Annotated in this window: 19 protein-coding genes and 1 pseudogene; 11 read left to right on the top strand and 9 right to left on the bottom strand. The window is 64.2% G+C overall.

Annotated elements, in window-relative coordinates; genetic code table 11:
• Positions 1–111 precede the first annotated feature (111 nt).
• Entirely contained in the window at positions 112–1041 is a 930-nt protein-coding gene (locus IB257_RS00430; protein WP_054456525.1) for a LysR family transcriptional regulator, read from the top strand.
• Here IB257_RS00430 and IB257_RS00425 read toward each other — a convergent pair.
• Positions 1019–2446, bottom strand: a complete 1428-nt coding sequence (locus tag IB257_RS00425; protein ID WP_192491701.1) for an MFS transporter — start codon at positions 2444–2446, stop codon at positions 1019–1021. The genes IB257_RS00430 and IB257_RS00425 overlap by 23 nt on opposite strands.
• A gap of 15 nt (positions 2447–2461) precedes the next feature.
• Here IB257_RS00425 and IB257_RS00420 point away from each other — a divergent pair.
• Positions 2462–3153, top strand: a pseudogene (locus IB257_RS00420) (TetR/AcrR family transcriptional regulator).
• A gap of 31 nt (positions 3154–3184) precedes the next feature.
• On the opposite strand, the gene IB257_RS00415 reads toward IB257_RS00420, so the two are convergent.
• Positions 3185–4093, bottom strand: coding sequence for a LysR substrate-binding domain-containing protein (locus IB257_RS00415; protein ID WP_175182278.1), 909 nt, complete (start codon positions 4091–4093; stop codon positions 3185–3187).
• Between the two features lie 139 nt (positions 4094–4232).
• Here IB257_RS00415 and IB257_RS00410 point away from each other — a divergent pair, with 139 nt between their 5' ends.
• The 9 genes from IB257_RS00410 to IB257_RS00370 all read left to right on the top strand — a co-directional run bounded on the left by IB257_RS00410 (position 4233) and on the right by IB257_RS00370 (position 13733).
• Entirely contained in the window at positions 4233–4628 is a 396-nt protein-coding gene (locus IB257_RS00410; RefSeq protein ID WP_054456521.1) for a RidA family protein, read from the top strand.
• A gap of 1 nt (position 4629) precedes the next feature.
• Positions 4630–5772, top strand: coding sequence for an NADH:flavin oxidoreductase (locus IB257_RS00405; protein WP_192491700.1), 1143 nt, complete (start codon positions 4630–4632; stop codon positions 5770–5772).
• 52 nt (positions 5773–5824) lie between these two features.
• The gene (locus IB257_RS00400) at positions 5825–6337 is read left to right on the top strand and encodes a sigma-70 family RNA polymerase sigma factor (RefSeq protein WP_054456519.1); all 513 of its coding nucleotides are present in this window, start codon (positions 5825–5827) and stop codon (positions 6335–6337) included.
• Entirely contained in the window at positions 6334–7302 is a 969-nt protein-coding gene (locus IB257_RS00395) for a FecR domain-containing protein (RefSeq protein WP_192491699.1), read from the top strand. Before IB257_RS00400 ends, IB257_RS00395 begins: the two co-directional genes overlap by 4 nt.
• Positions 7303–7541: 239 nt before the next feature.
• Positions 7542–9920, top strand: coding sequence for a TonB-dependent receptor (locus tag IB257_RS00390; protein WP_225588703.1), 2379 nt, complete (start codon positions 7542–7544; stop codon positions 9918–9920).
• Positions 9921–9976: 56 nt separating this feature from the next.
• Positions 9977–10867 (top strand): LysR family transcriptional regulator, encoded by an 891-nt coding sequence (locus IB257_RS00385; RefSeq protein ID WP_054456516.1) that lies wholly within the window; start codon positions 9977–9979, stop codon positions 10865–10867.
• 243 nt (positions 10868–11110) lie between these two features.
• Positions 11111–12094: a DUF1852 domain-containing protein gene (locus tag IB257_RS00380; RefSeq protein ID WP_054456515.1), complete on the top strand. Its 984-nt coding sequence runs from the start codon at positions 11111–11113 to the stop codon at positions 12092–12094.
• 27 nt (positions 12095–12121) lie between these two features.
• Positions 12122–13150 carry a methionine synthase gene (locus IB257_RS00375; protein ID WP_192491697.1) on the top strand — a complete coding sequence of 343 codons (1029 nt, stop codon included), beginning with the start codon at positions 12122–12124 and terminating at the stop codon, positions 13148–13150.
• A gap of 73 nt (positions 13151–13223) precedes the next feature.
• Positions 13224–13733 (top strand): flavin reductase family protein, encoded by a 510-nt coding sequence (locus IB257_RS00370; RefSeq protein ID WP_054456513.1) that lies wholly within the window; start codon positions 13224–13226, stop codon positions 13731–13733.
• A 1020-nt stretch (positions 13734–14753) separates the two neighbouring features.
• Here the strand turns inward: IB257_RS00370 and IB257_RS00365 are convergent.
• The 7 genes from IB257_RS00365 to IB257_RS00335 form a co-directional block, all read right to left on the bottom strand.
• The gene (locus IB257_RS00365) at positions 14754–15740 is read right to left on the bottom strand and encodes a zinc-dependent alcohol dehydrogenase family protein (protein ID WP_175214450.1); all 987 of its coding nucleotides are present in this window, start codon (positions 15738–15740) and stop codon (positions 14754–14756) included.
• Positions 15741–15801: 61 nt separating this feature from the next.
• A complete protein-coding gene (locus IB257_RS00360; RefSeq protein ID WP_054456511.1) occupies positions 15802–16104 on the bottom strand; it encodes a helix-turn-helix transcriptional regulator in 303 nt (100 codons plus the stop codon).
• A gap of 68 nt (positions 16105–16172) precedes the next feature.
• Positions 16173–16841, bottom strand: coding sequence for a hypothetical protein (locus IB257_RS00355; protein WP_225588702.1), 669 nt, complete (start codon positions 16839–16841; stop codon positions 16173–16175).
• 3 nt (positions 16842–16844) lie between these two features.
• Positions 16845–17096, bottom strand: a complete 252-nt coding sequence (locus tag IB257_RS00350; RefSeq protein WP_082401205.1) for a hypothetical protein — start codon at positions 17094–17096, stop codon at positions 16845–16847.
• Positions 17097–17194: 98 nt separating this feature from the next.
• Positions 17195–17638 carry an aminoglycoside 6'-N-acetyltransferase gene (aac(6'), locus tag IB257_RS00345; RefSeq protein ID WP_119449068.1) on the bottom strand — a complete coding sequence of 148 codons (444 nt, stop codon included), beginning with the start codon at positions 17636–17638 and terminating at the stop codon, positions 17195–17197.
• Between the two features lie 90 nt (positions 17639–17728).
• Complete coding sequence (locus IB257_RS00340; RefSeq protein WP_119449067.1) at positions 17729–18499, bottom strand: SDR family NAD(P)-dependent oxidoreductase; 771 nt, start codon at positions 18497–18499, stop codon at positions 17729–17731.
• A gap of 1 nt (position 18500) precedes the next feature.
• On the bottom strand, positions 18501–19199 hold the full coding sequence (locus tag IB257_RS00335) for an ABC transporter ATP-binding protein (protein WP_175162563.1): 699 nt from the start codon (positions 19197–19199) through the stop codon (positions 18501–18503).

The raw sequence follows: 19199 nt of genomic DNA, 5'->3' as shown, positions 1-19199 counted from the left end.
GTCCCGGGCACGGTTTGCGGCGCCTCTGCGGGCGCCGTCTGCGGACCATGATACGAACAGCCTATCTATAATTCCAATGCATTTATTTCATAGTATTTATGCGGCTTGGACATGGATTTCCAGAAACTCAAACACCTGCTGGCGGTGGTCGAACACGGCACTTACTCGCGCGCCGCAGAGGCGGTCAACCTGTCGCAACCGGCGCTCAGCCGCAGCATCCAGGCGCTCGAAGCCGAACTGGGCCTGCCCCTGCTCGACCGCGGCACCCGTCGCGTGCGCCTCACGCCCTACGGCGCCTGCGTGGCCGAACGCGCGCGCCGCATGCGCTTCGAAGAAGCGGAGCTGCAGCGCGAACTGAAAACACTGCACAGCGGCGAATCGGGCACGCTGTCCATCGGCCTGAGCCCGGCGCCCGCATCGCTGCTGCTGTCGCCCTTCCTGGCCCACATGGCAGAGCGCCATCCCCAGGTACGCGTGGGCGTCGAACTGGGCGCCACCGCCGCCTTGCTGGAAATGCTGCGCGACGAACGCATCGACGCCATGGTCTGCGACGCCCGCATGCTGTATGACGCGGCCGACCTGGAGACCCGCGCCCTGCCCCCGCTGCGCGCGGGCCTGGTGTGTCGCAAGGGCCATCCCATCCTTGCCCACAAGCGGCCCGGCATAGAACAGGTCCGCCAGTACCCCGTGGCATCCACCACTCTCAGCCCGGAAGTCTCGCTGCGGCTCGCGGAAACCCTGGGGCCGGGCGGCGCGCCGGAACAAATGGTCACCCACCGCTGCGAGAATCTGGACGCGCTGGTGGAACTGGCGCTGCGCACGGACGCCTTGCTGCTGGGCGTGATCTGCGTCACACGGCAGCAGCAGGAAGCCGGGCTGCTGGTCGAAGTGCCGATCCCGTCCGACCCGCAGCGCCAGGGGCACTATGCGCTGGCCCGGCTGGCGGGGCGCACTCCGTTGACAGCACAGGATGCGCTGTATGAGTTCACCCGGGAATGTTGGAACGGATTCTTGGCGCCTATCGGCGCGTCGCCAGCCTGAAAAGGACGAAGCTGAGCAGCGCAGCCGCAATGTTGTAAAGCATGGCCGCCGCCAGCGCGCCTCCGTAGATCGATGCGCCGTCGCTGGCGGGCAAGCTCCCCGCGGCCTCAAGCATCGTGAAGATGACGCCGCCCACTACCGCCACGCCCGCGGAAGTCCCGACGACTTGCAAGGTGCTGAGCATGCCGGAAGCCATGCCGGCCTGTTCCTCCTGCACCGCCCCCAGAATGGCGTTGAATGCCAGCGGGATCACCAGCCCTTGCCCCGCGCCATTCAGCACCAGTGACGCCACCAACAGCGCCAGATTCTGGGGCTGCGTGGCGGCGGTAACCGCGGACAGCGCCAAGCCCGCGCTAAAGACCAGCACACCGAACAGCAGCGCCCCGCGTCCATAGCGGGTGGCCAGTTTTGGACCGGCAAGCGACGCGCCAAAGAACGCCAGCGCCGAAGGCGTGAACACGGCGCCCGCCGCCAGCGGCGCGAACCCCAGCCCGAACTGCAACAGCAGCGTCAACGCGAAGAAGAACGAACTGATGGCTGAAAAAAAGAAAAACACCGCGCCTATGCCTGCCACGAATGGCCGGTTGGCAAACAACCCCATATCCAGCACAGGCACGCCACCGCGCCGGGCCAGCGCTTTCTCATAGCGGACGAAATACGCCAGCACACCCAACGCCAGCACGGGCCCCGCAAGCGACCACCAGGGCCATCCATGCTCTCGTCCCTCCATGACAGGCACCAGGATCAGGGCCAGCCCGGCAGCGCCCGCAAGCGCGCCGCGCAGGTCCACCCGCGTCGGAACCGGCGCGCGCCATTCGGGAAGCGCCCGCCGCCCCGCCAGCAATGCAGCAATGCCGATCGGGACGTTGATGAGAAACACCAGTCGCCACCCCAAGTCCAGCGGATTCAGCGTGATGAGCATGCCGCCCAGCAACTGTGAAATGCTTGCGGCCACGCCCTGCACCGCGCCCATGATGCCGAACGCGCGCCTGCGCGCCTCGCCCTCGAACACCACTCTTATCGAAGCCAGCACTTGCGGCATCAGCACGCCCGCCCCCACGCCCTGCAGGGCGCGCGCCAGGATGAGCTGCCACGGCGTGACCGCCACCCCGCATAACGCCGAAGCCACGGTGAACAGCCCCATGCCGGCCAGGAACAAGCGCCGCCGCCCGAACAGGTCGCCCAAACGCGCGCCATTGATCAGGCACAAGCCATAAGCCAAAGCGTAAGCCACCACGATCAGCTGCAAATCGGTATCCGATGCCGACAAGCCGCTCTGGATGCTGGGCAATGCGACATTGACGATGAAGAGATCCAGGATCGTCACGAAGTTGCCCGTCAACAGCACAGCGAGGGCGCGCCAGGGGCGGTTCTTTTCAGCTTGCAGCGCAAATTCAGCGTTCATTCTTCACATTTATATATGTACGATCGTATTTATAGTATCGTGAAAGAATGAAACCCGTGCAAGCAGAAAAACAAGGTCCGATGAAACCGTTGCCCCCCTCTCCCCCACCCGATGGCCGCCGCTTGCGCGGCGAGCGCGCGCGAGCCCGCGTGCTCGACGAAGCCGTAAAGCTCCTCTCCGTCGAAGGACTGGGCGGCCTGACCTTCGGCCAGGTGGCCGACTTGGCTGAAGTGGGAAAAAGCAATCTTCAGGTTCTGTTCGGCGACAAGGAAAACCTGCAACTGGCGGCCTTGGCCCATGCGATAGGCCTGTACCAGACCCAGGTTGTCGAGCCAGCCATGCGCAAGCGCACGCCGCTGACGCGGCTGCGCGCCCTGATGAACGGCTGGTTCGACTTCGTGGAAACCCGCCAGCTTCCGGGCGGCTGCGTCATCACCGCGGTAAGCAGCGAATATCGTGCGCGTCCCGGCCCCTTGCGCGACGCCATCCAGCAATACCGCGAAGCAGGACGCACGCGTCTTTACGGATTGATCCGCGAGGCCCGGGCGCAGGGACAAATCGCAGCCGACGCCGACGAGGCGAAACTGGTCATGGAGCTGCTGGCCTACCAGGCATATGCCAACGTCGCCGCGTCGATGGACGACCATGCGGAGTTCGGCCGCGCCAAGGCGGCTGCCATGGAAGTGCTTGCAAAAGCGGCTCGCTGACAACGGCGAACCCGGGTTCCGGCCAGACCGCCTACGCTTTCTTGCGGCCCGGTTCTTGCGCCACCGCCTGCATGCTCAACCAATGCGCAACCGCCTGGACAGGCGCCGAGGGCGGCCGGTCGGCGGGCATGGCCAGATGGTAGGTATGCCCGGCGATCTCCGGGCCGAAGGGCTGCACCAGATGGCCCGCTTCCAATTCTTCGGCGATCAACGCCAGGCTGACCAGCGCCACGCCATGGCCGGCGACGGCGGCCTGTATGGCGTGGCCTTCATCGGAAAAGCGCAACTGGCCCGCCTGCCGCGGCAAGGAACGCTGCGCGACCGCGAACCAGCGCTCCCAGGTCGGATTGTCCGGATGGGACCATTTCCAGTTGAAACGGATCAAGGGCACGCCGGCCAGATCGTCCGGCGATGCCACGCCCAGCCGCGGATTCGCCACGGGCGCGAAGCGGTCCGTGAACAGCGGCTGCGCGACGAGGCCCGGATACGGCCCGCGGCCATAGCGGATCGCGATGTCGACCGCGGCCGATCGCAGATCGACCACGTCGTCGCTGGCTTGCAACTGTAGATCGATGCCCGGATGCTTGCTGCGGAAATCCGCCATGCGCGGCACCAGCCATTTCACCGTGAACGCGTTGGTCGCGGAGATGGTCACCTGCATCCGCGTGCGCTGCTGCGTCAAACGCGCCAGCGCCGCCTCGAAGGCATCGAAACCATCCCGCAGCACAGGATAGAGCTGTGCGCCCGCCTCAGTCAGCGACACCCTGCGCACGTGGCGATCGAACAGCGCCAGCCCGGTCTGCGCTTCCAACGCGCGGATCTGATGGCTGACGGCGGTCGGCGTGACGGCCAGTTCCTCGGCGGCGGCCTTGAAACTGCCCAGGCGCGCGGCGGCCTCGAATACGCGCAGTCCAGAGAGCGGAAGAGATCGGCGTTGCATGGTCATGGATGAGATTTTCTCATCTTATAGCTGATAAATGAACCTTTGTCAGCGTCCCGGCAGATTCCTACATTTACGGCATGGACCAGCGATTCTCGCGCTGATTCACAGATCAACCATAAATGAAGGAAATCGCATCATGCTACAGCGCGTCATCACCCAGCCCGACAACTACGAACCCTTCCTGCTGTCGCAAGGCATCCAGTTCGGCAATCTGCTGTTCATCTCCGGCCAGGCTGGCGCCGGCGATGACGGCAAGATCGTCGAGGGCGGCTTTCTGGCCCAGGGCGAACAAGCCTTCCTGAACTTGCGCCGCGCGCTCGAAGCCGGCGGCTCCAGCCTGAAGGACGTCATCAAGGTGACCATCTTCGTCACCGACATGGGGCACTTCCAGGACGTGGTCACGCTGCGCCGCCGCCACTTCTCGGCTCCCTACCCCGCCGACACGATCGCCGAGATCAAGGCGCTCTACGACCCGGCCGCCATGATCGAGATCGAGGCCATCGCGGCCGTCCGTCCGCAGGAGGGCCGTTGACATGGGCGCGCTCGACTATCGTACGAACGACGCGGCGCAGGCCGGACTGTTCACGCCGCTGCAGCTGGAAAGGGGCTTGACCCTGGCCAATCGTCTCGCCGTCGCCCCCATGACCCGCGTCAGCGCCACGGAAGATGGCCGCGCCACGCCGCAGATGGCCGATTACTACGCAGCCTTCGCGGCCGGCGGCTTCGGCCTGGTGATCACCGAGGGCATCTACACCGACCGGGCGCATGCGCAGGGCTACCTGTTCCAACCCGGCCTGACCGACGAGGCCCAGCGCGACGCCTGGCGCGCCGTGGTCGACCGTGTGCATGCGCACGGCGGCCGCATCATCGCGCAGCTCATGCACGCGGGTGCGCTGTCGCAGGGCAACCCATACCGCGGCACGACGAAGGGTCCCTCGGCCGTACAGCCCAAGGGACAGCAGATGGCGTTCTATCGGGGCGATGGGCCGTACCGGACGCCTGAAGCCATGTCGGACGAGGACATCGCGGAGGCCATCGACGGCTTTGCCCAGGCCGCGCGCCGGGCGCAGGAGGCCGGCTTCGACGGCGTCGAGATACACGGCGCCAACGGCTACCTGCTGGACCAGTTCCTCACCACCCACACCAATCTGCGCACAGACCGCTATGGCGGCAACCTGGACAACCGGCTGCGCTTGACGCTGGAAGTCATCCAGGCCGTACGCCAGGCTACGGGGCAGCGCTATATCGTGGGCGTGCGCAGCTCCCAGGGCAAGGTCAATGACTTCACCCACAAGTGGGAAGGCGGCGAGGCGGATGCGGCGCAGATCTACCGCACGCTGGGCGCCCAGCCCATCGACTACCTGCACACGACCGAGTTCGAGGCCTGGCGTCCGGCTTTTGGAGATCAGGGCCCAAGCCTCGCGGCATTGGCGCGGCGGCACGTCGCGGTCCCGGTGCTGGCCAACGGATCGTTGCATGACCCGATGGCGGCCAACGGGATGATGGCGCGGGAGGAAGCGGACTTCGTTTCGCTCGGGCGCGGCGCGCTGACGCATGCCGATTGGCCCGCAAGATTGCGCGCGGGCGCGGCGATGGAGAGTTTTGATCGGGGGTTGCTGGCGCCGATTGCGGATCTGGCCAATGCGGCGCGGCATCGCGAGGCACGCCCGGAATGATGATCCTATACAATTAGCAATCATTCCCATTAGCGTTTGAACGGAAGCCCCCTTGCCTAGCGCCGACTTTGCCTCCTCCGACGATTTCGTCAGCCTGTATCGAGAGCATCACGGCTGGCTCGTGCAGATGCTGCGCCGCCGGCTCAGCGGCAACACCGAAAACGCCGCGGACCTGGCGCACGACACCTTCGAACGCGTCATGCGCAGCGAGTCGCGCGCGGCGTTCGCCGAGCCGCGCGGTTTCCTCACCACCGTCGCCAAGCGCCTCCTTATCGACCAGTCGCGCCGCCGCGCGGTGGAACAGGCCTATCTGGAAACGCTGGCCTCGCGCAGCGAGGCCGTCGAGCCTAGTCCCGAAACGCATGCGCTGGTGATGGAGGCGCTGAACGCCGTATGCCGCATGCTGGAGCAGTTGCCGCCGCGGGCGCGCCGGGTCTTCGTGCTGGCGCAGGTGGAAGGCCTGCCCTACCGCGACATCGCCCAGCAGCTCGACATTTCGGTGGCGGCCGTGCAGCGCGACATCGTCAAGGCCTGGGAGCATTGCTACGCGGTGCTGTACGCATGAGCGCCGCCCAAGCCGAACGGCTGCATCCCGACATCATCAAGCAGGCGGCGCTCTGGATGATGCGGACCGGGGACGCGCCCGATGCGGCCACGCAAGCCGCCTGTGCGGCTTGGCGTCAGGCAGACGCGCGCCACGAACTGGCTTGGCAGCGCCTGCAGGGCATCGGGCGCGAGGTCCACACCATCAACACCGGCAAGGTGTCCGAAGGCGCCGCCAGCCAGACCATCCTGCGTTACTGCGAGCAGCGTTCGCGCCGCAGCGTCATGAAATGGGCCGCGGGCGGCATCTGCCTGGGCACGCTGGCATGGGCGGGCGCGCGCGAAGGCTGGTGGGACGGCAGCACCGTCTATCGCACCGCCACCGGCGAGCAGCGGACCATGACCCTGCCTGACGGCACCCTCCTGACGCTGAACACCGACACTGCCGTGGCGTTGCGCTACGACGCGCAGCAACGCCGCGTCACGCTGCGCAGCGGAGAAATCCTGATCGCAACGGGCGCGGATGGCGCCGGACGCCCCTTCAGCGTGCAGACCCGGCACGGCCTGCTCACGCCGCTGGGCACGCGCTTTACCGTCCGCCAGCTGGACGACAGCGATGGCTCGACGCGCCTTGCCGTCTTTGAAGGGGCTGTGCGCGTGGATCCCGCCGGGCGGGTCGTGCATGCCGGCGAACAGGCGGAATTCGACGGACGCACGCTGGCTCCCGCAATCCGTGTCGACGGCACGGAGCCTGCCTGGGCCGCCGGCATGCTGGTCGCGAACCGCATGCGGCTGGACCAGTTCCTCGCGGAACTGGGGCGCTACCGCGTCGGCGTCCTGCGTTGCGACCCCAGGGTAGCGGACCTCGAAGTCACCGGGGCGTTCCGCATCGACGACACCGACCGGGCGCTGGAAGTCCTGGCCGGCGTGCTGGACCTGAGGCTGCGATACCGCACGCGCTACTGGGTCAGCGTCGATCGCGCCTGACGTGCAGAGCCTCAGCCTGGGCGGTCTTCCAGAAAATTTGTAACGACGGCGAAGATTTTCGGATGTGGTTCGTTAGACATAGAGACAGACCCGAGGCGCCCGCGGTCTGGCCTTACCCATCGACGAACCAGGAAGCCCTCATGGCAGCACGCCATACACCCTCTACTCTTGCCGCGCCCCAGACCCCCGGGGCAGTCCCGGCGCGCTTGCGCCTTGCCGTCCATCTGGCCTTGGCCGCAATGACCCCGCTCGCCGCGCCCGCCGTGTCCTGGGCCCAGCCCGCGGCCGCGCAAGGGGTCGCCTTCGCCATCGCCCCCATGACGCTGGACGAAGCGCTGGGCCAGTTCGGCGTCGCCGCCAACGTCACCGTGGCCGCGTCGCCGACGCTGACCCGCGGGGTGATGACGCAAGGGCTTACCGGCCGCTACACCGCGGAACAGGGCCTCACGCGCCTGCTCGCAGGCACGGGCCTGCAAGCCGTGGCCAACGCCAACGGAGAGGGTTATCACCTGCGCCGCATTCCGCAGGGCGAAGCGACCACGCTTGCGCCAGTCACGGTGACAGGCATGGCCGACCCGGCCGTCACCGAAGGCACGGGCAGCTATACCAGCGGGTTCGTGACCATAGGCAAGGGCGAGCAGACCCTGAAGGAGATTCCGCAGTCGGTCACGGTGGTGACGCGCCAGCGCATGGACGACCAGAACGCCAACACGCTGGACGACGTGCTGGCCAATAGCACCGGCATGACGCTCTACAAGAGCCCGATGGGCGGCAACTATGTGTTCTCGCGCGGCTTCCGCGTCGACAGCTACCAGTTCGACGGCGTCAACCGCGCGTTCTATTACCCCCAGGCCAACAGCTTCACCAGCAGCACCGTGATCCTGGACCGGGTCGAAATCATCCGCGGCGCCACCGGCCTGCTGCAGGGCGCCGGCTCGCCCAGCGCCGCGGTCAACCTGGTGCGCAAGCGGCCGCTGGCCGAAAACCAGGTGCAGTTGTTAGCCAGCGGCGGCTCCTGGAACAACTACCGCGCCGACATCGATGCGACCGGCCCCTTGAACGCGTCGGGCTCCCTGCGCGGACGCGCCGTGGCCAGCTACAACGACCGGGACTACTTCTACGACAACGCCGACAGCCGCACCGGTGTGCTGTATGGCGTACTCAGCTACGACCTGGGCCCCGCCACCACCTTGACCGGCGGCGTCAGCTACGAAGAACTGCGATCCACGCCGTTCTTCCACGGCCTGCCCCACTACACCAACGGCGACGACATCGGGCTGAAGCGTTCGACCTCGCTCTCGCAAGACTGGAACCGCTGGAACGGCAAGCAGACCACCGTGTTCGCCGAGCTTGCGCACCGCTTCAACCAGGACTGGTCGCTGAAACTCACCGGGACTTCCACCCAGGAGTCCAACGATTCCAAATACGCCTTCACCGAAGGCGCGGTCAATCCGGCCACCGGACTGGGGCCGACGATGTACGCCGGCATCTTCGATTTCTCCACGCACAACAAGGCGCTCAACCTGGATGTGGACGGCGCGTTTGAGGCGCTGGGCCGCAAGCATTCGATCAGCGTGGGCGCCAGCATCAACGAACTGACCAGCAAGAACGATTTCGCGACCGCGCGCCTGAACCGCGCCGTAAACGTCTGGGATCCGGATCACCACGTGCCCGAGCCCACCGACGACTGGTTGCGCGAGAATGCCTACCGCGGCGCCGCGACCGTCATCACGATGAAGCAGACCGGCATCTACGGCGTCGGCCGCTTCAAGCTGGCCGATCCGTTGACGCTGGTGGCGGGCGCCCGCGTCAGCTGGTACGAGAACACCGGCAAGTACCGCGACGACGGCAAGCAGTACACCGACCCCTACAAGGAAAACGGCGTCGTCACACCGTACGGCGGCCTGATCTACGCCTTCAATCCCCAGTGGTCCGGCTATGTCAGCTTTGCGGAAATCTTCGAGCCGCAGAACGCCGTGGACGCGTCGGGGCAGATACTCGACCCCATCATGGGCAAGAACTACGAAGCCGGCATCAAGGGCGAACTGCTCGATGGCCGGGTCAACGCCTCGCTCGCGCTCTTCCGCGTCGACCAGAAAAACCGCGCCCAGCAAGACCTGGTCAGCGCCTGCACCGTGGGCGACATCTGCTATCTGTCCAGCGGCAAGGTACGCAGCCAGGGCGTGGACGCCGAAATCAGCGGCGAGGTGGCCCCGGGCTGGCAGCTGTTTGCCGGCTACACCTTCAACACCCTGAAGTTCCTGGACGACACCGAGGTATCGAGCACCAACTTTGGACGCACGGTGACGCCCAAGCACATCCTGCGCCTGTGGTCCGACTACCGTCTGCCCGGCGAATGGTCGGCGTGGACCTTGGGCGGTGGCGTGAACTACCAGACCGGCAGCTACACGGAAACCCGCTCGGTGCGGGTCTCGCAGGCGCCCTACGCCGTCTGGAATGCACGCATCGGCTACAAGATCAACAAGAACTGGTCGGCGGCATTGAACGTGAACAATCTGTTCGACAAGACCTACTATCAGACGATAGGCGCGCCGGGCTGGGGCAGCTTCTACGGCGAGCCCCGCAACGCGACGCTGACGGTGCGCGGGACCTTCTGATAGAGCGAAACGATTAAGTAAAATGGTTTTATCTCAATAAACCATGAATTTTCATCATGCTTGATCGTGTCCATCTATCCATCGTGCAGGAGGTCGAAAAGCAGGGTTCGCTGACTGCCGCCGCTGGCGTCCTGCACGTGACGCAGTCGGCCCTGAGCCACAGCATGAAGAAGCTGGAGCAGCAACTGGGCACCGACATCTGGCTGCGCGAAGGCCGCAGCCTGAGGCTCACGCAAGCCGGCCAATACCTGTTGGCGGTGGCCAACCGGGTATTGCCGCAACTGACCCTGGCCGAAGAACGACTGCGCCAGTTCGCCCAGGGAGAACGCGGGTCGCTGCGCATCGGCATGGAATGCCATCCCTGCTATCAATGGCTGCTGAAGATCGTCTCGCCGTATCTGGCAGCCTGGCCGGATGTGGACGTGGACGTGAAGCAGAAATTCCAGTTCGGCGGCATCGGGGCGCTGTTCGGCTACGAAATCGACCTGCTGGTCACGCCTGACCCGCTGAACAAACCCGGGCTCGTGTTCGAGCCCGTGTTCGACTACGAACAAGTGCTGGTCGTCGCCGGCAACCACCCTCTTGCCCGGGAGGAGTACGTCACTCCCAAACAGCTTGCCAACGAAGTACTGGTGGCTTATCCGGTGCCGGTAGACCGGCTCGACATCTACAACATGTTCCTGACGCCAGCCGGCATCATACCCAAGCGCCACAAGGCCATCGAGACCACCGACATCATGCTGCAAATGGTCGCCAGCGGCCGTGGGGTGGCGGCGTTGCCGCGGTGGCTGGTGCTGGAGTACGCGGACACGATGCATGTGGTGCCAGTCCGCTTGGGCAAGAAAGGCATTGCCAAACACATCTATCTGGGTGCACGCGAGGCAGATATCGGCATCGACTATCTGCGCGCATTCATTGAACAAGCGAAAAAGCCTGCCACGGCTTGATTCGCGGCTGCGGCTGCTCGTCAGGCGGTCTGATCTTCCGGCAGATCGGCCGCGCGCTCATCCATGAATCAGACTAATTGATCCATTAGATCAATTCACTTTTATTCATGGATTGCCCGACATAAACTACGCCCCCTGTACCGCCAAAGTCAAGACTGCTGAATAAAGAAAGAAAACAGGCAGCGCTGGAAAAGCAGGAAATAGACGCGGGTTTTATCTCAGGATTCAGGGCAGCAGAGCACCATGAGTAAAGAGTTTGCATTTGCCATCAAGAGCATTTGTTTCGATGAGGACTATCGTCCTTCAGACAATACGCGGATCACAACCAACTTCGCCAATCTGGCCCGGGGCACGAGTCGCCAGGAGAACCTGCGCAACACCCTCCGGATGATCGACAACCGCTTCAATGCCCTGGCGCATTGGGACAATCCCAAGGGCGACCGCTATGCCGTCAACCTTGAGATCATTTCCGTCGAGATGAGCATCCCCGGCGCAAGCAGTGGCAATGCCCTCCCCTTGATCGAAATACTGAAGACGAGCATCGTCGACAAGAAGACCAACGAACGCATCGAAGGCATCGTCGGGAATAACTTTTCCTCGTACGTGCGGGATTATGACTTCAGCGTGCTGCTGCTGGAACACACCAAGAACCAGCCGGTATTCAGCGCTCCAGAGAATTTCGGAGACCTGCACGGGAAGCTGTTCAAGTGCTTTGTAAATTCAAGCACTTACAAGCAGCACTTCAGCAAGCCGCCCGTGATATGCCTGAGCGTATCGAGCAGCAAGACCTATCATCGGACTGAAAACCAGCACCCTGTACTGGGCGTTGAGTATCAGCAGGATGAATATTCCCTGACTGACGAATACTTCAAGAAGATGGGCATGAAGGTCCGCTACTTCATGCCGCCGAACAGCGCCGCGCCTTTGGCTTTTTATTTTTCCGGCGATTTGCTGAGCGACTACACCAATCTGGAGCTGATCAGCACCATCAGCACGATGGATACCTTCCAGAAGATATACCGGCCAGAGATCTACAACGCGAACTCCGCGGCAGGAAAATCCTACCAGCCCAGTTTGAAGCATCAGGATTATTCCTTGACCCGGATTGTCTACGATCGAGAGGAACGTAGCCAATTGGCTATCGAGCAGGGAAGGTTTGTCGAGGAACACTTCATCAAACCGCACCAGGCGATTCTTGAGCAGTGGTCCGCCAACTACCCTCTTTGACCAATCAAAAATATCAAGGCATCTATTGTGAAAAAATTGCTCCCTACTTCCACTGCCGGCAGCTTGCCTAAACCCTCCTGGCTTGCTGAACCCGAGAAACTCTGGTCTCCCTGGAAATTGCAGGACGAGGGCTTGGCCGAAGGCAAGCAGGATGCGCTGCGTCTGTCGCTGCAGGAACAGCAGCACGCCGGCATCGATATCGTCAGCGATGGCGAACAAACGCGTCAGCATTTCGTGACGACGTTCATCGAGCACCTGGAAGGCGTGGACTTCGAGAACCGCAAGACCGTCAGGATCCGCGACCGCTACGATGCGAGCGTGCCGACGGTTGTGGGCGCCGTGGCGCGCCGCAAGCCGGTGTTCGTCGAAGATGCCAAGTTCTTGCGCCAGCAGACCAAGCAACCGATCAAATGGGCCTTGCCGGGTCCCATGACGATGATCGATACGCTTTACGACGGCCACTATCAAAGCCGCGAAAAGCTGGCGTGGGAATTCGCCAAGATTCTCAATCAGGAAGCCCGGGAGCTGGAGGCTGCGGGTGTCGACATCATCCAGTTTGACGAGCCCGCATTCAACGTGTTCTTTGACGAGGTGAATGATTGGGGCGTGGCCACGCTGGAAAGAGCCATTGAAGGGCTCAAGTGCGAAACCGCCGTCCACATCTGCTATGGCTATGGCATCAAGGCCAATACGGATTGGAAGAAGACGCTGGGATCGGAGTGGCGGCAATACGAGGAAGCTTTTCCCAAGCTGCAAAAATCCAGTATCGACATCGTCTCGCTGGAATGCCAGAACTCCCGCGTTCCCATGGATCTGATCGAACTCATCCGGGGCAAGAAGGTAATGGTAGGCGCCATCGATGTGGCGACCAACACCGTTGAAACGCCCGAGGAAGTCGCCGACACCCTGCGCAAGGCGCTTCAGTTTGTCGATGCCGACAAACTTTATCCTTGCACCAACTGCGGCATGGCTCCCTTGTCCCGCGCGGTGGCAAGAGGCAAGCTGAGCGCCTTGAGCGCCGGCGCGGAAATCGTCCGCCGGGAACTCTCGAACTGATTCCCAGGCGGAAATGGTCGTCGCGCGGCTCGCGACGACCAAATCGAGCTGCACCCAGTATTCAACCCCCACTATGTCACTTTCCAGTACTGCGATCGAGCCCAGGCGCTTTCGCGAAGCTCTCGGGCACTACGCGTCCGGCATCACGGTAATCACATCGCAGATCGAAGGCGAGCCGATAGGCTTCACCTGCCAGTCATTCCACAGCGTTTCGATGAATCCGCCGTTGGTGTCGTTCAATGTGATGTGCAGTTCGGCCAGTTATCCCAAAATTCGCCAGGCGGGTCGATTCGTAGTCAATATCCTGTCCGACGAGCAAGTCAGGATTTCCAACCAATTCGCGCAGCGCGGCACGGACAAGTGGCACGACGTGGACTGGCAGGAATCGCCGCTGGGTAACCCGATCATTGCCGGCAGCCTGCATTGGCTTGATTGCGAGATTTATGCCGAACACGCCGCAGGCGATCACCTGATCGTGATTGGCGAGGTGAAAGCGTTGGATCTGCAAATCGCTGCTTCCACGCAGCCATTGCTGTATTTCAAAGGGCAGTATCGGAATATCGCCGCGCATGGCGCGATATAAGGTCTCGCCTCCTCCGCCCGGACACCGGCTTTCAGCATCTGCCCATGAACGGGGTCTGAAGCCACCGCATTAGGCGACTGCAGCCGAGGCTGCCCGGAGCCATCCGAAGCGCAGCCCCATTGGGGCGAGCATCGGAATGGCGCAGGGCAGCCTCGGCGGCTAAAGAACGCCGACGTCCGCAAGCCCGAGACCCTGCCGCTTCGGTGTTGTGAGGCGGGGTTCTTGAGTCGCCGGCGTCCGGACTGCGGGATTCCGATGCTCGCCCCGGTGGGGCTGCGCTTCGGATCCCTCCGTCCGGCCCCCGCCTCACGGCATCTGCCCATGATCGGGTCCGAAACCAACGCATTAGGCGACTGCCAGCCGAGGACCCCGGAGCCATCCGAAGCGCAGCCCCACCGGGGCGAGCATCGGAATGGCGCAGGGCAGCCTCGGCGGCTAAAGAACTCCGGCATCCGCAAGCTCGAAGCCCTAGCGCTTCAGTTTTGTGAGACAGGGTTCTTGAGTCGCCGGCGCCCAGACTGCGGGATTCCGATGCTCGCCCCGGTGGGGCTGCGCTTCGGATCCCTCCGTCCGGCCACCGGCTCACGGCATCTGCCCATGATCGGGTCCGAAACCAACGCATTAGGCGACTGCCAGCCGAGGACCCCGGAGCCATCCGAAGCGCAGCCCCACCGGGGCGAGCATCGGAATGGCGCAGGGCAGCCTGGGCTGCTAAAGAACGCCGACGTCCGCAAGCCCGAGACCCTGCCGCTTCGGTGTTGTGAGGCGGGGTTCTTGAGTCGCCGGCGTCCGGACTGCGGGATTCCGATGCTCGCCCCGGTGGGGCTGCGCTTCGGATCCCTCCGTCCGGCCCCCGCCTCACGGCATCTGCCCATGATCGGGGCCGAAACCAACGCATTAGGCGACTGCCAGCCGAGGACCCCGGAGCCATCCGAAGCACAGCCCCACCGGGGCGAGCATCGGAATGGCGCAGGGCAGCCTCGGCGACTAAAGAACGCCGACGTCCGCGACCTCGAAGCCCTACCCCCCGCACTGAAGGTACGCCGACGGCGCGACGGCAATCGCGATCTTTCCTTGGATACCATTGTTGGGGCTTTCCAGCCGCGCATGAGCCTGTGCAATGTCGGCAAGCGCATAGACCGCGCCCACATGCGGCCGCAACTGGCCGCGCGCGACCAACGCGCTCAATTCATCCAGCTTGCCGCGGTTCTGCCGCGTGAACACGAAGTGGTAACTCGCGTTCTTGCCCCAGGCCTGGATCAGGTTTTGCGGCTGGGCGATGTCCACGATCGAGACGACCCGCCCCAATTGCGCAAGCGCATCGGGGCTGCGCGCAAGCGTGTCGCCGCCGATGGTATCGAACACGACGTCGACGCCGCGCCCGCCCGTTTCCCGCATGACGGCCTCGACGTAGTCTTCCTTTTCGTAATCGATGACCACGTCAGCGCCCATGCTGCGCGCGAACTCGGCGTTGGCGGCGCGCACGGTCGTGTACACCTGCGCTCCGATGGCTTTCGCCAGCTGGATAGCCACATGGCCGACGCCGCCCGCGCCGCCGTGCACCAGGACGCTCTCCCCGACTCTCAGCCCCGCGCGCACGACCAGCGCTTCCCAAGCCGTGCCACCCACCAAGCTCAGGCTGGCCGCCTCAAGATGGCTGAGCGCGGACGGCTTCTTCCCGACGATGCCCTGCGCGGCGACGTGATACTCGGCATAGCTGCCCGGCCCGTCGAAGATTTGCGGGGTGTACCAGACTTCGTCGCCAGGAACGAAAGCCGTCACGCCCGGCCCCACCGCTTCGACCACGCCCGAGACGTCGTGCCCGGTAATGGCCGGCAGCGGCACCAGATCGGCATAATCGCCGCGCCGGACCTGGTAATCCAGGGGATTGATCGAGGTCGCATGTACCCGGACCAGGACTTGTCCCGCCTGCGGCACCGGCTTGGGCAATTCGCGGAGTTCGAACGATTCCGGGCCGCCGAATGATTTGAGTGTCATCGCTTTCATGGTTTTCCTTGTTTCGAAAAATAGGGATATCGGGAAATGCCGATATTTACCTGCAAAAAAATTACAGCTCTTTCCCGATGAGCCCGGCAAGAGCACGTATGGTTGCTTCGTTCCGCTTGTAGTAGGTCCACTGCCCAATGCGCCTGGCTTCCACCAGGCCCGCGCGCTGCAGCGTCGCCAGATAGTCGGACACCGTGGACTGCGACAGCCCCACGCCTTCCTGGATGCTGCTGACGCAGACCCCCACCGTATGAACGTCGCCCTCGTCCTGGGGCGGGAAGTTCTTGGCGGGGTCCTTCAGTCCTTTGAGGATCTCAAGGCGCGTACGGTTGGAGAGGGCTTTGAATATTTCGAGCAGATCCATGGCGCCATGATATCGGGATTTCCCGATATGTCAATAAATTGGACTCGCACGAACGCCTGCTCGTCTGCTCACTTGTCCACCGACCGCATGTCGCAAGTCGTCTCCGACGACGAGCAGACGCCGCGAAACCACGCCCGTCCCCGCGTGCGGTCCTTGGGCGCCAGCGGCTCGAACGTGTCGCTGTTGCGCATCTGGTAGTCCAGCAACAGCCACTCGCCTTCGCAGGCGGCGATGCCGCGCAGCGTAGCTCTTTCGGTCAGCCAGTCGCTGCCCAGATCCAGCAACCGTTCACTGCCGGCGTCGGGGCGGGCGTAGCCGCGCGCAGACTGGATGCCGACCTGCGCATCCGCGGCTTCGATCCAACCCTCGCCCCGATATACGGGTCGCGGCTTGCTCTGTTCGTCGCCGGTCTTGTCGTCGCTGGCGTTCCTGATTTTGAGCCAGCCGTCGCGCGCCTCGGTCACGTCGAAGGTCACGCTGTAGTAGTCGATCTCGGGATCAGGGCCGTCGCCACGAGTCGTCGGCAGGCTGCCCACCACCGCTGCCTGGGCGGATGCCGCCGCGCGCACCTGGATGGCAGGCTTATCGTTCGTCGTCCATCCGGAGAAGCTGCATGCGGTCGGGCCCGGCGGGGTCCAGGCGGCAGGCTTGGAAGGCGTCTGGGCGTTGATGGCCGGCGACACGGCCAGCGCGGCAAGCGCCAGGAAAATCCGTCGCATGGTCATGGGCTTGGTCATATGTCAGTTGCTGTTGATCCAGTCCTGCGCATCCCGCACGAACCAGGGCAGGTTCAAGCGCTCTCCTTCGCCGGATTGTATGGTCAAGCGTTGGTCCGAGGAGCCGGGGGTATCGCTCTTGCCCTGTCCCGTGGAAGGCGCGCGGCTGCGATAGTCCAGCTCGGTTTGCTGGGGAGGTTTATCCGCGCAGGCGGCGATCAAGGTGCATGCGGCCGCGGCAAGGACGGTCCGCAGCGCCGGACGGAATATCTTCATGGTATTCAGGTTCCCGCTGAAGGGCACAGGCCAACGTGCCGGAAAATCAGGGCCTCCAGCCCATACCTTACTCGCAATGCAAAGCCAGCGTTGGCGCCTCAGATCGGCATATTGAAATAGACGACCCGTTCCGTCTCCCTGAACCCCAGACGCGTATGCGCGGCCTGGCTCACGACATTGTCCAGCGCGGTATCCGAGGCCAGCTCTTTGCAGCCCCTGTCCCGCGCCCATGCCCGGACGGCGTCGATCAAGGCCCTGGCCGCGCCCTGTCGCCTGGCCTCGGGCATGACATACAGGCCCTCCAGGAACGCCACGGGACTGGAGTCGGTGCCATTGACGTAGTCCGTCCTGATCGCAGCTTCGGCAAGGCCGATCGCCTGCCCGTTGTCGGCGCGCGCCAGGAACTGGACGTATCGGTCCGGCGCGCAAACCTGATCCTCCATGTCTTCCTGATGCTCAGACGCTGACGCGTCAGGCCAGAGCGCCATGCGCAGTTGCAGCCAGGCGGCATCCCGAGAGGAGGTAATCGGGGCGGTTTTCATGGGCAGGGTTTGTGTTCCGGATGACGCGTGGAAATTTATCACCCTGCCCTTCTTGCTGTCGAAGCGTATCCGGCCTCGGCCTGCCCCGCCCTACTCCTGCACCGGCACCGTATAGTTCAGCGCCAGCCGGCCGCCATCCGCGTACACCGTCTGCCCGGTGACGTAGCTGGCGTCATCGCTGGCCAGGAACACCGCCACCTTGGCGACTTCGTCCGTCGATCCCAGGCGCTGCATCGGTATGCGCGACAGCACGGTCCTGCGGGCTGCGGGATTGCTGGTGATCGTGGCGAGGATTTCGGTGTCGATGCTGCCGGGGCCGATGGCGTTGACGCGGATGCCGTGCGGCGCCAGGGACAGCGCCATCGACTTGGTCATCTGGCGCACCGCGCCCTTGCTGGCGCCGTAGGCCAGCTGGTCCGGCATCGCCAGTTCCGCCGTCATCGAGGACAGCGTCACGATGGCGCCGTTGCCGCGTCCGCCAGCCACCATGGCGCGCGCGGCGGCCTGCGCGACCAGAAAGGTGCCGCGCACATTGACGTTCATGACCGCATCCAGGTCTTCGAGCTTCAGGTCCAGGAAGTCCGCCGCGCGGATCACGCCGGCGTTGCAGACGCAGATGTCCAGGCCGCCCCAGCGCCGCACGCACTCGTCGGCCAGCTTCTGGGCATCAGCCGGATCGGTCACGTCCGCCACCAGCGCGGCGGCGCGATCGCCCAGCGCGCGGGCCGCGGCCATCAGTTCGGCCTCCTTGCGGTCGGCCAGCAGCACGTATGCACCCTCGGCCGCGAAGCGCCGCGCGATCGCCAGTCCGATGCCACCGGCCGCGCCGGTGACCAGCGCCACCTTGTCCTGCAATCTCATCTCAGACTCCTACGTAGGCGGCCACCAGGTCGGGCCGCTGGGACAATTCCGCCGAGCTGCCGCGCCACACCGTCACGCCCTTGTCGAGGATGACGTTGCGGTCCGACAGGCGCAGCAAGGCCGTGGTGTTCTTATCCACCACGATCATCGACAAACCTTCGGCTTTCAATTGCGCCAGCACGCGCCAGATTTCGGCGCGCACCACCGGCGCCAGCCCTTCGGTCGCTTCGTCCAGCACCAAGAGGCTGGGGTTGGTCATCAGCGCCCGGCCCAGCGCCAGCATCTGCTGCTCGCCGCCGGATAGCTGCGTGCCCAGGTTGGCGCGGCGTTCGTGCAGGCGCGGAAACAGCTCATACACGCGTTCCAGCGTCCAGCCGCGGCCGCCGCCGCGGTGTATAGCCGTGGCGACCAGGTTTTCTTCCACCGTCAGCGTCGGGAAGATCTGGCGCCCTTCGGGTACCAGCGACAGGCCCAACCGGCCGATGCGGTACGGCGCCAGTCCGCGCAGGGAACGCTCGCCATACCGGATGCTGCCCTGGCTGGCCGGCAGCAAGCCGAACAGGCATTTGATGACGGTGCTGCGGCCCATGCCGTTTCGGCCGATCAGGCCGACGACCTCGCCCTGGCCCACGTCCAGGTCTACGCCGAACAAGGCCTGGCAATGCCCGTAGGCTGCCGTCAATCCGCTGATGCTCAACAT

The sequence above is a fragment of the Achromobacter sp. ACM03 genome, assembly GCF_014851665.1.
Taxonomy (GTDB): Bacteria; Pseudomonadota; Gammaproteobacteria; order Burkholderiales; family Burkholderiaceae_B; genus Achromobacter; species Achromobacter aegrifaciens.
The sequence above is the reverse complement of the archived record's forward strand: the minus strand, read 5'-3'. Positions and strand labels throughout refer to the sequence as shown.

Excerpts from the sequence above, each read along its gene's own strand:
- IB257_RS00365 (WP_175214450.1), bottom strand. The coding sequence starts at position 15,740 with ATGAAAGCGATGACACTCAAATCATTCGGCGGCCCGGAATCGTTCGAA.
- IB257_RS00410 (WP_054456521.1), top strand. The coding sequence starts at position 4,233 with ATGCTACAGCGCGTCATCACCCAGCCCGACAACTACGAACCCTTCCTG.
- IB257_RS00385 (WP_054456516.1), top strand. The coding sequence starts at position 9,977 with ATGCTTGATCGTGTCCATCTATCCATCGTGCAGGAGGTCGAAAAGCAG.
- IB257_RS00405 (WP_192491700.1), top strand. The coding sequence starts at position 4,630 with ATGGGCGCGCTCGACTATCGTACGAACGACGCGGCGCAGGCCGGACTG.
- IB257_RS00430 (WP_054456525.1), top strand. The coding sequence starts at position 112 with ATGGATTTCCAGAAACTCAAACACCTGCTGGCGGTGGTCGAACACGGC.
- IB257_RS00415 (WP_175182278.1), bottom strand. The coding sequence starts at position 4,093 with ATGCAACGCCGATCTCTTCCGCTCTCTGGACTGCGCGTATTCGAGGCC.
- IB257_RS00350 (WP_082401205.1), bottom strand. The coding sequence starts at position 17,096 with ATGAAGATATTCCGTCCGGCGCTGCGGACCGTCCTTGCCGCGGCCGCA.
- IB257_RS00395 (WP_192491699.1), top strand. The coding sequence starts at position 6,334 with ATGAGCGCCGCCCAAGCCGAACGGCTGCATCCCGACATCATCAAGCAG.
- IB257_RS00340 (WP_119449067.1), bottom strand. The coding sequence starts at position 18,499 with ATGAGATTGCAGGACAAGGTGGCGCTGGTCACCGGCGCGGCCGGTGGC.
- IB257_RS00360 (WP_054456511.1), bottom strand. The coding sequence starts at position 16,104 with ATGGATCTGCTCGAAATATTCAAAGCCCTCTCCAACCGTACGCGCCTT.
- IB257_RS00355 (WP_225588702.1), bottom strand. The coding sequence starts at position 16,841 with ATGACCAAGCCCATGACCATGCGACGGATTTTCCTGGCGCTTGCCGCG.
- IB257_RS00390 (WP_225588703.1), top strand. The coding sequence starts at position 7,542 with ATGACCCCGCTCGCCGCGCCCGCCGTGTCCTGGGCCCAGCCCGCGGCC.
- IB257_RS00335 (WP_175162563.1), bottom strand. The coding sequence starts at position 19,199 with ATGTTGAGCATCAGCGGATTGACGGCAGCCTACGGGCATTGCCAGGCC.
- IB257_RS00380 (WP_054456515.1), top strand. The coding sequence starts at position 11,111 with ATGAGTAAAGAGTTTGCATTTGCCATCAAGAGCATTTGTTTCGATGAG.
- IB257_RS00370 (WP_054456513.1), top strand. The coding sequence starts at position 13,224 with ATGTCACTTTCCAGTACTGCGATCGAGCCCAGGCGCTTTCGCGAAGCT.
- IB257_RS00425 (WP_192491701.1), bottom strand. The coding sequence starts at position 2,446 with ATGAACGCTGAATTTGCGCTGCAAGCTGAAAAGAACCGCCCCTGGCGC.